The organism is Corynebacterium sp. c25Ua_47 (assembly GCF_039907205.1).
GTDB lineage: Bacteria > Actinomycetota > Actinomycetes > Mycobacteriales > Mycobacteriaceae > Corynebacterium > Corynebacterium hiratae.
This window is the reverse complement of the sequence record NZ_JASBOH010000001.1, coordinates 150,348-162,151: the sequence shown is the minus strand read 5'-3', so window position 1 is coordinate 162,151 and position 11,804 is coordinate 150,348. Positions and strand designations below refer to the sequence as shown.

Annotated in this window: 11 protein-coding genes; 6 read left to right on the top strand and 5 right to left on the bottom strand. The window is 61.3% G+C overall.

Going from position 1 to position 11,804, the window contains the following annotated elements; all coding sequences use genetic code 11:
* On the bottom strand, positions 1–756 hold the full coding sequence (locus QKE52_RS00730; protein ID WP_049155315.1) for a hypothetical protein: 756 nt from the start codon (positions 754–756) through the stop codon (positions 1–3).
* A 176-nt stretch (positions 757–932) separates the two neighbouring features.
* Here QKE52_RS00730 and QKE52_RS00725 point away from each other — a divergent pair, with 176 nt between their 5' ends.
* The 5 genes from QKE52_RS00725 to QKE52_RS00705 all read left to right on the top strand — a co-directional run bounded on the left by QKE52_RS00725 (position 933) and on the right by QKE52_RS00705 (position 6,975).
* A complete protein-coding gene (locus tag QKE52_RS00725) occupies positions 933–1,481 on the top strand; it encodes a TetR family transcriptional regulator (RefSeq protein WP_347947849.1) in 549 nt (182 codons plus the stop codon).
* Positions 1,482–1,519: 38 nt separating this feature from the next.
* Entirely contained in the window at positions 1,520–3,730 is a 2,211-nt protein-coding gene (gene glgX, locus QKE52_RS00720) for a glycogen debranching protein GlgX (RefSeq protein ID WP_102233611.1), read from the top strand.
* A gap of 49 nt (positions 3,731–3,779) precedes the next feature.
* On the top strand, positions 3,780–5,165 hold the full coding sequence (locus QKE52_RS00715) for an exonuclease domain-containing protein (protein ID WP_347947848.1): 1,386 nt from the start codon (positions 3,780–3,782) through the stop codon (positions 5,163–5,165).
* Between the two features lie 145 nt (positions 5,166–5,310).
* Complete coding sequence (locus tag QKE52_RS00710) at positions 5,311–5,919, top strand: hypothetical protein (protein WP_046647995.1); 609 nt, start codon at positions 5,311–5,313, stop codon at positions 5,917–5,919.
* A 51-nt stretch (positions 5,920–5,970) separates the two neighbouring features.
* A complete protein-coding gene (locus QKE52_RS00705; RefSeq protein ID WP_347947847.1) occupies positions 5,971–6,975 on the top strand; it encodes a GTP pyrophosphokinase family protein in 1,005 nt (334 codons plus the stop codon).
* Here the strand turns inward: QKE52_RS00705 and QKE52_RS00700 are convergent.
* The 4 genes from QKE52_RS00700 to ilvA are packed head-to-tail and all read right to left on the bottom strand — an operon-like array spanning position 6,972 to position 9,557.
* Entirely contained in the window at positions 6,972–7,355 is a 384-nt protein-coding gene (locus QKE52_RS00700) for an RNA-binding S4 domain-containing protein (RefSeq protein ID WP_029159000.1), read from the bottom strand. The genes QKE52_RS00705 and QKE52_RS00700 overlap by 4 nt on opposite strands.
* Positions 7,356–7,364: 9 nt before the next feature.
* Positions 7,365–7,601 (bottom strand): hypothetical protein, encoded by a 237-nt coding sequence (locus QKE52_RS00695; protein ID WP_070515717.1) that lies wholly within the window; start codon positions 7,599–7,601, stop codon positions 7,365–7,367.
* A 25-nt stretch (positions 7,602–7,626) separates the two neighbouring features.
* Positions 7,627–8,274, bottom strand: a complete 648-nt coding sequence (locus QKE52_RS00690; RefSeq protein WP_046647993.1) for a YigZ family protein — start codon at positions 8,272–8,274, stop codon at positions 7,627–7,629.
* Complete coding sequence (ilvA, locus tag QKE52_RS00685) at positions 8,274–9,557, bottom strand: threonine ammonia-lyase IlvA (RefSeq protein ID WP_070515721.1); 1,284 nt, start codon at positions 9,555–9,557, stop codon at positions 8,274–8,276. The genes QKE52_RS00690 and ilvA overlap by 1 nt, the downstream gene beginning before the upstream one ends.
* Positions 9,558–9,733: 176 nt before the next feature.
* Here ilvA and QKE52_RS00680 point away from each other — a divergent pair, with 176 nt between their 5' ends.
* Complete coding sequence (locus tag QKE52_RS00680) at positions 9,734–11,695, top strand: choice-of-anchor I family protein (RefSeq protein WP_293775168.1); 1,962 nt, start codon at positions 9,734–9,736, stop codon at positions 11,693–11,695.
* Positions 11,696–11,804 lie beyond the last annotated feature (109 nt).

Below are 11,804 nucleotides of genomic sequence, written 5' to 3'. Positions count from 1 at the left end.
CTAGCCGCAGAAGGTCCAGTTGCCGTTCTCACGCTTGAAGCGCATGGTGGAGCTGTCCATGCCCTTGCTGGTGTTGACGTTCACGGTTGCGGATGCATCGTCACCGTTGACCACGACATCGTTGATGGACTCAACACCGGTCTTGGACCAGTCAAAGCCTTCCATCTGCGAGGTGTCCTGGCCAGCTGCCGCCATCATGTCCTTGAGCTGGTCCATCGGAACATCCGGAACCTGGTTGTAGTCCACCTGGTCAAGGCCGGAGTTCGGGTCGTTGCGCACTTCAGCGCAGGTGTGCTCCGGGAGGTACTTCACGAAGGAACGCATGGTCTGCTGCTCGTACATGCCACGGACCAGACCATTGATGCCGTCAATGTCTTCCTGGCTTGCAGCCTCACCCTGGACCGGCTCAACCTTCGGCATGCTCTGGAACGGATCCACACCGTTCTCGAAGGGGTTAGCCATGGCCTGGTTTTCGCCGCCCTCGGGGTTCTCCCCTTCCGGCTTCGGATCGGCGTTCTCGCCGTCCTTATTCTCTTCGCCTTCCTTCTTTTCGTCTCCCTCCTTCTTTTCAGAATCCTTCTCCTTCGACTGCCCCTCGGAGGTCTTGTCCTTGGACTCCGTCGTGGTGGTGGTCTTCACCGCGGAGGAAGCGGTATCGGTAGCGTTCTCATCATCGGAACCGCAAGCAGCCAAGGAGAGCGGCGCGACGAGCGCAACAGCGACGAGGGACTTCTTGGCAGGTGTCAGAAAAGACAAGGGATAACTCCTAATATCTATAGAGAGCGATAGTAAAACCACGCTGGGCGTGGCAGTTGCTCTTGGGCACTTCACATAACCCTAACAAGGCATGATTGTATAAACCCTACACTTCACCTTGAAGCTTCCTGTGAGCCACGCTTGGTGTTTTTCCGCGCCGCGTAGAGTGGGTTGTTGTGCACCTTTCTCGCGACGCTATCGTTTCCACCGCCCTCGAGCTCTTGACACGCTACGGGCTCGCCGATGTCACCATGCGCCGTGTTGCCACCAACCTCGGCGTTGCTCCCGGCGCGCTGTACTGGCATGTGGCCAATAAGCAATCGCTCATCGCCGCAATGACCTCCGAGATCCTCTCCCCCGTTACAGGAGAGACCACAACGGAGCTGGTCAGCTCCCTTCATGGGGAACTCACACGCTGGCGCGACGGCGCCGAAGTCGCCATAGCAGGTGCCGCCTTCCCCGAAACCTCAGCAAGTTCTGACTTGGAGAAGCTTTTCACCTCCGCGTTGAAGCGGGAAGCCCCCGGGGCATCACCGGAGGATAGTGGCGTCGCCGCCCGCGCGCTCATCCATTACGTCTTGGGAGCGACCTTCATGGAGCAATCCCGCGAACAGCTCAGTGGGGCGTCGCCAAGCGCAGCTCCCTCAGCGCCGAATGCCGTGTCAGGCGTTGACACCTTGGTGCGCTCCGCAGAACTCATGGTCGCGGGTTTACGCACGCTGTGAACCGATCGCATGCAGCGGAATTGACTAAACTAAGCCTCATGACTGAGACCCGTGCTGATATAACGCCATCTCGCCAGGTGTGGCCTGGTTCCCCCTCCCCACTCGGCTCCACCTTCGATGGGGCCGGTACTAATTTTGCTATCTTTTCCGAAATCGCCGAGAAGGTCGAGCTCTGCCTCATCGATCACAACGGCAACGAAGAACGCATTGAACTGACCGAGATCACCGCCCACGTCTGGCATGCCTACCTTCCCAACGTCAGCCCGGGGCAGCGCTATGGCTACCGCATCCATGGCCCTTATGAACCAGAACATGGCCTGCGCTGCGATCCTTCAAAGCTTCTTGTCGATCCTTATGCTCGCGCCTTCGACGGTGATTTTGATGGCGATGCCTCTCTGTACTCCTACGATATCTTCGCGGACGAGCCCGGCACCGGACGCAACGACGATGATTCCCTAGGCCACACAATGCTGTCGGTGGTGATTAATCCCTTCTTCGAGTGGCACGGCGACAACCGCCCCCACACGCCGGATAACGAGACCATCATCTACGAAGCCCACGTCAAGGGCATGACAATGACGCACCCGGATGTGCCGGAGGAGCTGCGCGGCACCTACGCCGGCATGGCACACCCGGCCATCATCAACTACTTCAAGGACCTGGGTGTGACAGCCGTCGAGCTGCTGCCAGTCCACCAGTTCCTGCAGGATGATCGGCTGCGCCAGCTGGGACTGCGCAACTACTGGGGCTATAACACCTTCGGCTTCTTCGCGCCCCATGCGGACTATGCCTACGCCAAGAAGCCCGGCGAGGCGGTCGCCGAGTTCAAGGCCATGGTTCGCGCCTACCACGAGGCCGGCATCGAAATCATCCTTGACGTTGTCTACAACCACACCGCCGAGGGCAACCACATGGGGCCGACCATTGCTTTCCGCGGCATTGATAACCACGCCTATTACCGCTTGGTTGATGACAATCCCGAGCACTACATGGACTACACCGGCACCGGTAACTCTCTTAATGTCCGCCACCCGCACTCCCTCCAGTTGATCATGGATTCGCTGCGCTACTGGGTAACGGAAATGCGCGTCGACGGCTTCCGCTTCGACCTGGCTTCCACCCTGGCGCGCGAGCTTGATGACGTCGACAAGCTGGCTACCTTCTTCGATCTAGTCCAGCAAGATCCGGTGGTTTCCAAGGTCAAGCTCATCGCCGAGCCCTGGGACGTGGGCCATAACGGCTACCAGGTTGGTAACTTCCCGCCCATTTGGAGCGAGTGGAACGGCAAGTACCGCGACACCGTCCGTGACTTTTGGCGCGGCGAGCCGTCGACGATGGGCGAGTTTGCCTCGCGCCTGACCGGATCTTCCGACCTCTACGCCAACAACGGCCGCCGCCCCACCGCGTCCATCAATTTCATCACCGCGCACGACGGCTTCACGCTGCGTGATTTGGTCTCCTACAACGAAAAGCACAATGCCGAAAACGGAGAAGACAACCGCGACGGTGAATCCCACAACCGCTCCTGGAACCACGGTGTGGAGGGCCCCACTGACGACGAAGAGATTAAGAAGCTTCGCCGCCGCCAGGTGCGTAACTTCCTCACCACCCTTCTGCTGTCCCAGGGCACCCCGATGCTATGCCACGGCGATGAGCTGGGCCGCACCCAGGGTGGCAACAACAATGTGTACTGCCAAGACAACGAGATTTCGTGGATCGATTGGTCGATGTTGGAGCAAGAGAAGAACATCGCCATGCACGGCTTTACCAAGCGCCTGATTAATATCCGCAAGAACCACCCGGTGTTCCGTCGCCAGCGTTTCTTGGCCGGCGGCCCCTTCGGTTCTGAGGTGAAAGACCGCGATATTGCGTGGCTGGTTCCCTCCGGCAAGCTGATGACCCCGGAAGACTGGGACTTTGAGTTCGGTAAGGCGCTTATGGTCTACCTCAACGGCAACGCGATTACGGAGACGACTGCCCGGGGTGAGCGCATCACGGATGATTCCTTCATCATGATCTTCAACGCCCACCACGAGGAGATCGAGTTCACTCTGCCGAAGAAGGACTTGGGTGCTAGCTGGCGCCTCATCGTGGATACGTCTGACTCCGGTGGCTACCCAGATGAAGAAAAGCTCATCGCGGCTGAGGGATCCATCGTGGTGCAACCGCGCACGTCGCTCATCCTCCGCCAGACCGAGCCGCCGGTTTTCGATGACAGCGATGAATCCGCCGGAGCAGACGAGAACTAGACTGCTCCTTTACCACCTACGCTCTGCTCCCCTGTCCTGAAAGGAATCTGTGTCCTATACCGCCCATGGCGCTGTCATTGATGTCACCGCCGATGCCCTCACGTTCCGCCGCTCCCAGCTTGCTGCGTCCCTCGGCGCACCGGCCCACGAGGCTCTCTCGATGGCCGATGCCACGAGCGTGGAGTGCACGGCGCCAACGGCCACGGGCTTCGGGCAGGTCGTGGTGCGCGGCACGGTCGATGCTGCGGGGAATGCTGGGGACACGGTTATCCGCTTCGCCCCAGGCCAGGACGCGGAGGCCTTCACTCAGGCGGTCAAGGCCGCCCTCCGCGGCGAAGCGCCGGCGACCAGCAGCCGAATTGATGGGCTGAATTTCACCGCTGTCGATGTGGAAACCGCTAACGACAACTGGGGTTCGGTCTGCCAAATCGGCGCGGTCCGCTTTCGCGATGGTGAAGAAACTGAGTCCCGCACGTGGCTGTGTACTCCCCCGCCGGGTCTGGAGCACTTCGACGATGTCAACATCAGTATCCACGGCATCACAGCAGACGACGTCGCCGGCGCTTCCCCCTTCGCGGACGCCGCCGCCGAGCTCTTCGAGTTCCTCGGCACGGACACGCTGGTCGCCCACAACGCGCAATTCGATTCCACCGCTTTGCGCAGTGGCCTCCAGAAGGCGGCGGCTCCAGTCCCAGAAGTGCGCCTAGCATGTTCGCTAGCGCTGGCTCGCGACGCCTCCCGCGCCGGCGTTATCGACGTGGCCAACCATAAGCTTCCCACCGTTGCCTCCTACATTGGCGCCGAAGATTTTCAGCACCACGAGGCCACGGCGGATGCCCGCGCCGCTGGGGAAATTGTCAGCGCCTTGGCTCAACGATTTGGCCATTCTGGCTCCATCGAGGAGTTGTTCTCTACCCGCGAGTTTGCACTGGGAACCTTAAGCGAGGAGGCGGTTATCCCTGTCCTCCGTGCCAACACCGCGCCGCTTTCCGCAGCAGACCTAGGCGCGGGAACAGATTTCCGCGACAACACCCGCATGGCGGGTGCTACCTCGGGTGCTCAGAAGAAGCGCTCCTCCTCGCAGGAGCGCCGCGGGCCGGCCCCGTGGCAGTCCGTGTCCACCCCGGACACCATCCCGGATCCGAACCCCGATGCCGACCCGGAAGGCGCGTTGTTTGGCCAGAACGTCACCCTCACCGGTGACTTTGAGCCTTTCGACAAGGGTTTGTTGTGGTCCAAGATCGCTGAGCGCGGCGGTCAGGTGGGCAAAAACGTCACGAAGAAGACCACCATCCTCGTCGTGGGCCAGTGGGCCACCAAGACGTCGAAGGAAAAGCGTGCCGAAGAGCTGCAAAGCAACGGCCAGGACATCGCCATCTGGCAGTCCGACAAGCTCTTAGAGGAACTGCAGCTCGACGAAGCCCCACCGTTCTAGGCAGTAAAAGGCGCTAGGGCGCTAGGGCATCCGGGTTCTAGCGCGCGGTGAAATTTCTCTTCTCCGGTGGGAACCTGTGGGCGCAAGACACAGTCCAATAAAGGCAAGGAATCCGCACGAGCCTACCTTTCACGGAGACGAACACATGACCATCGCGCTGCCCACCTCGCTTCACGTCGATCACCTGCTCCCTTCGCTCTGCCCGAGCGAAGAGCTCAACGGAATTAAGCTGTGCGATGATGGCTTCGGCGACTCGCCCGCGCGCATCCAGCTCTCGCGGACGCTATCGATGTCCATGGTGCACGGCACGGGTGCCGAAACCAAGCGCGTGAGCCAGCGTGCGTTGGACGATCTGGGCCTGACTACGCGCCAAGCGTGGGATACCGCAGCGCTCAATCTTCAACGCCGCGCGTTAACACAGCAGGGACTGCGTTTCTTTACCCGGCCAGCGGAGCACAGTCTCAGCGGCGCTGAAGGCAGCCTCGAGGTGCGCGTGCACCGCTGCACCGTATCGTCGTGGTTGGCGCATCCGCAGGCCTTCGTTATCCTGGATAATCATCTGAAACGTTTGAGCCAGGCCACGAGTATTACCTACCTCGTTCCTGATGCGCACACCCTCTACGCGCTGCTGAACGTTTCCCCACAGCGAGCGACGGAACTGGCCTGCCGCGCGGCCGAGTTGCGCCCGCGCCATCGTCCCCCTCTGAGCCTGCAACCACTAGTATTGGCTAACGGCTTCCCTCTCGAGGTGTAGATACGCCTCACGTCATTCTTGCCGTGGCCGAAAGGAGTCACGTTCTTCACGATGCCTGAATCATCCATGTCCCGCCTGGGCAACCAGTATCACTCCTGGGTACGCGCGCACCCCACCGCGGCGCAAGACTTCCGCGACGCCATCGAGGACTTGCTGAACGACGCCGGAATTATCTTCGACCGCGTGGCCACCCGTGTAAAACAATGGCCGTCGCTCAAGGCCAAGGCGAAGAAGCGTCGAGAGAACGGCGAGCTCATGTATCCGAACCCGTGGGAGGATATTCACGATGTTTTGGGCGTGCGGATTACTGTCTTCCACTCCACGATTATCCCAGAGGCCCTGGAGGTTTTAGGAGAGACCTTTACCGTGCTTCGCTCAGTGGATAAGGCAGCGGAGACGCGAATTTCCGGTGGGTTTGGTTATGGCTCCCATCACTTGGTACTGACGGTATCGGAGGATAGCGCCGCCACGCTGGAGGAACTTGAGCCTTATATCGGCTGGACCTTCGAGATTCAGATTCGCACCGTACTCCAGCACGCGTGGGCCGAGTTCGAACACGATATCCGCTACAAACAGGGTCCGAATCCTCCCTCCCCACAGGTCGATCGGCTCTTTACGCTCGCCGCAGGCCTCATTGAGCTGGCGGATCAGCAATTCGATGAAATCGCCGCGCTCAAGGCTCCCAGCTCTGAGACGGACGATGACGTGGAAATCACGGCAGAGACCCTCCCCGGCGTCCTCGCCATCATTCTGGGTAACCGCTTTCCGCGTTCACGCTCGGAGCACTACCGCTTCCTGGCGGAGCTTTTAGAAAACAACGGCATCAATCGTCTAAGCCAGCTCAGGCAGCTACTCGATGATGACGACATCGCCCACGTTCACGACGCCATGCGCTACCGCTTCCGCCCGGGCCAGGTCAGGCTTATCGACGACCTGCTGCTCAACAAATTCGGCGCCCAGCACATCGAGGCCACCGCCGATGCCGGAGACCGCAGGGACCGCAAGCGCCGTTTGAATGCTCGACTTAAGGCCTTAAAGAACTTCCGGAATAATTAGCGGAATCCACCACGGAACTTCTCCATCTGCCGGCGCTCCTTCTTCGTGGGGCGGCCGGCACCGCGCGGGCGGACCGGGACGGAGGGCATGAACTCCTTCGGCGGTGGCGGCGGGGCATGGTCGATGTAACAGGTGCGCGCAATCGGGGCGCCGACGCGCTTGGACACGGTAGCAAGCACCTCAAGGTCATGCTCGTGATGGTTGCGCCACACGCGCACGCGGTCGCCGGGCACAACCTGCTGCGCGGGCTTGGTGGCGTTGCCGTTGAGTTTGACGTGCCCAGCGCGCACGGCAGTGGCGGCTTCCGAGCGCGTCTTGAACATGCGCACGGACCAGACCCAGGCATCAATGCGCACGGGCCGCCCGTCGGGCTGATTCACCATAGGTTCTTAAAAGTTGTGGTTCTCGTTCACGATCTTCTGGATTTTAATCCAGTTGTACCCTCCACCCACCACGGCAACGATGAGGCCAATCGCCATGAAAGTCCAGAAACCGGTGAGCGTCCAACCCAAGAGGACACCGCCGGCGACGCCGCCCACGACGCAGATAGCTCCGTTGCGGGCGTGGGTGCGCACGGCTTGCTTGCGTTGCTCAATGGGGTTGTTGGGGCGTCGCTGCATAGTCATGGGGCTTATTCTACATGGACAGAAGCTAGCGGCCTGAAAGCTCGACCCAGGCAGTTCCAGCTTCCTTCGGTTCTGCCTCGCCCTGGGTCAGCGCCGCGAGCGTCGCCGCGAGTTCCTCCTTGCCGCCGGGCTCCACAGACACGGTGAAGGTCACCGCCTGGCCGTAGGCGGTATCCACCATGTCCACGCCACGGTTGCGCAACTCCGCCTCCAGCCGCCCGGCCTCCGCATGGGAGACTTCGACTGTATAGAGCTCGCGCAAGGCACGCGTGACGGGCTCAACCTGCTCCATCGTCTCGCTGACGGCGCCGCCATAGGCGTGCACGAGCCCGCCCGCGCCCAGCTTGATACCGCCGAAGTAGCGCACCACGACCGCGCAAATATCGAGCAGTCCGGAGCCCTTCAGAACATCGAGCATCGGCTTGCCCGCCGTGCCGGAGGGCTCGCCATCATCAGAGGAGCGCTCCACTGGATTCGAGCCGTCAACGTGGTAGATGTAGGCCGAGCAGTGGTGGCGGGCGTCAGGGAAGCGGTCGCGGGCGCCGTCGATAAGCGTGCGTGCTTCCTCTTCCGTCGTAGCGCGGCCGATGAGGGTGATAAACCGCGAGCGCTTGATCTCAATCTCGTGCTCGACAATCTCACCGGCGGCGGGGCGCTGATAGCTCTCCAGCATTATGCGACGAGGAAGTCGTACTCAGGCGTGCCGGGCTGAAGCTGCTGGCAGTTGAGCTTCGATTTCTCCATGCGCTCCAGCAGTCCGTCGATACCTGCGGCACTCCCCAACTCGATACCCACCAGCGCGGCGCCGGTCTCACGGTTGTTGCGCTTGAGGTACTCGAACAGCGTGATGTCATCTTCTGGGCCAAGAACATCCTGGAGGAAGTGGCGCAACTGGCCGGGCTCCTGCGGGAAGTTCACCAGGAAGTAGTGCTTGAGTCCGCGGTGCACCAGGGAGCGCTCCATGATTTCGGCATAGCGAAGCACGTCATTATTGCCGCCGGAAATCACGCAGACCACCGTTGAGCCCGGCTGCAGGTTGAGAGTGCGCAGGCCGGTCACGCTCAGCGCGCCGGCGGGTTCGGCGATGATGCCCTCGTTTTGGTAGAGCGCGAGCTGCTCCGTGCACACGGCGCCTTCCGAGACGATGTCATGGTGCAGGCGGCCCTGGTTGGCTTCCAAAATCTTGAAAGGCAGCTCACCGATGCGCTTGACGGCAGCACCGTCGACGAAAGGATCGACGGTCTCCAGGGTCACCGGCTCACCGGCCGCAAACGCAGCGCTCAGCGACGCCGCCCCGGCCGGCTCAATGCCCACCACCGCGGTGCGCGGGGCCATATCGGCGAGGTAAGAGGTGATGCCGGAAATGAGTCCGCCGCCGCCCACGGGGACCACCACGGTATCCAAGGACTTGCCCATCGAGGACAGCTGGGACACGATTTCCGCGGCCACAGTTCCCTGACCGGTGACGGTATCGCGCGAGTCGAAAGGCTCGATGAAGAAGGCGCCGCGCTCGGCGGCATCCGCGTGTGCGGCCGCAGCCGCCTCGTCGAAGTTGGCGCCGGTGACCACCAACTCCACGAAATCACCACCGTGAACCAGGATGCGGTCGCGTTTTTGCTTCGGGGTAGGTTCCGGCACGTAGATCTTGCCGTGGATTCCCATGGTGCGGCAGGCGTAGGCGACGCCCTGGGCGTGATTTCCCGCCGAGGCGGTAACTATCCCCTGCGTGCGCTGCTCTTCGCTGAGGTTTGACATGCCGTAAATAGCCCCGCGGATCTTGTAGGAGCGCACATCCTGCAGATCTTCGCGCTTCAGGTACACCTCATAACCTGTCTCTTGGGACAGGCGCGGGCAGTACTGCAGCGGAGTCGGGGCAATCTCCGAGCTAATTCGCGATTGGGCCAGTTGGATATCAGAGGCGTGGATAGGCTCGAAGTCTTGCGGGATGGTTGTCATGGTGGCTTATTTTAGCGCTCCGCTCTCCACGCGTCGCACATTACCTAGCATTCGACCGGTTCACCGAACGTTTACCCAGATCTCGTTTGGCCGCAACTTACTGTTCCCCAAAAGCACTAGGGGCAAACGTACGGTGGTGCGGAATCTTTTCGTCTCGCAACAAGGAGTCTTTCTGCATGTCTCGTTCTATCTCCCGCCGCTCCCTCACCCTGTGCGCTGCGACCGCCACGTGCCTTAGCCTGGCTGTACCGACTTCCTCGGCTGCGATTGTAGAGAATGTCATCGAACACTCTGCTGCCGACGCTAACCTCAAGGTCACCCCGATTGGCACCTATGAGTCTGGGATCTACGAAGAGTCCGCCGCAGAGATCGTGGCCTTCCACCCGGCCTCCAAGCGCATTCTCACCGTCAACGCGCATGCGGGCCAGATTGATGTCCTCGATGCTTCGGATCCGACCAAGCTCACGCTCATCGGTTCCATTTCTGCTGGCGAGGGCAAGGAAATCAACTCCGTGGCCGTGCGCCCCGATGGCCTGGCTGTGGCCGCCGTCCAGCAAGCGGACAAGACCGAGGAGGGCGAAGCACTGTTCTTCAACGCCGCAGCCGAGGACCTAGCGACCGCCGAATTAGGGCGCGTGATGGTGGGCGCTTTGCCGGATAACGTCCACATCACCGCCGATGGTGGCTACGCTCTCCTGGCTAATGAGGGCGAGCCCTCGAACGAGCTCAACGCCGAGGGCACCGATTACATCACGGACCCGGAAGGTTCCGTCTCCGTCATTAAGCTGCCGGAGGGTGTTGAGGCTTCAACCCAAGCGCACGCCCGTATCGCCGACTTCACAGCCTTCGACGGTCAGCCCCTGCCAGAGGGCGTGCGCGTCTTCGGCCCCTCCGGTCACGATTCCAAGCCCTCTATCGACTTCGAGCCGGAGTACATCACCTCCCAGGACGGCAAGGCCTTTGTAACGCTGCAGGAGGCCAACGCCATCGGTGTCATTGACATCGAGTCCGCCACCGTGGAAAAGATTCTGCCTGCACACATTGCGGATCACTCGACAGTCCCGCTGGACCCCTCGAACAAGGATGACAAGGCGGAGCTGCGCACCATCCCGGTTAAGGGTCTGTCCATGCCCGATTCCATCGGTGCCTTCACCGCTGGCGGCCAGACCTACTTCGCCACCGCGAACGAGGGCGACGCCCGCGAATGGGGCGTGGAGGAGAAGGACGGCGGTTCCGGCGTCTACACCGATGAGGTGGAGCTCAAGGACGTGGTCGAGGATGGCAAGGTGTGCGAGGGCGCGCTTGGCGACGTCGACCTGGACAAGCTCGCCGACAAGAAGGAAGCCGGCAACCTGAAGCTGAGCAACGCCTCTGGCTGGAACGAAGAGAAGGGCTGCTTCGACGAGCTTTATGCTTACGGCTCCCGTTCCTTTAGCATCTACGACGCGGAGGGCAACGTTGTCTTCGACTCCGGTGCCGAGTTCGAAAAGATCACCGCCGAGCTCAACGAGCCGGGCGTGTTCCACCACAACGCCGATAATGAGAGCGCCGAGTTTGATGACCGTTCCGACAACAAGGGCCCCGAGCCCGAGGCTCTCACCATCGGCACCGTGGGAGATCGCACATACGCCTTCATCGGCGCGGAGCGCGTCGGCGGCATCTTTGTCTACGACGTCACCGACCCTGCTAACTCTTCCTTCGTTACCTACGTCAACAACCGCGACTTCTCCACCGACGAGTCCGCTGCTGCCGGCGACCTAGGCCCGGAGGGCTTTGCCTTCGTCGACAAGGCGGACTCCCCCAACGGCGAGTACCTGCTCATCGTCGGCAACGAGGTATCCGGAACCACGACCGTCTACTCCGTTGAAGATCTCCTCGCCGGCGACAAGGACGAAGAGGAGAAGCCGGACGAGAATACGGATGAGAACCCTGGCGATGACTCGCAGGACCAGGACGACCAGAACAAGGACGGCCAGAGCTCCCGCCCGTCCACCGCGGCCATCATCGCTGGTTCTGTCATCGGTGCCATCGCCGCCCTAGCTGCTGCCGTAGGCCTGCTGCGTGCCCCGGGTATCCGTGAAACGGTTCTCAGTCTGACCCCTGCACCGCTGCGCGAGCAGCTGGAGAAGTTCCTCTAGCCCCTACCGCGCCCCTGGGGAGGGCTGCTACATTGAAATGGGCTTGCACCAAGCCCTCCCCCTTTTTTCTCATCCCCTCGCATCCCTTCCCAAGGAGAACCCTCTGATT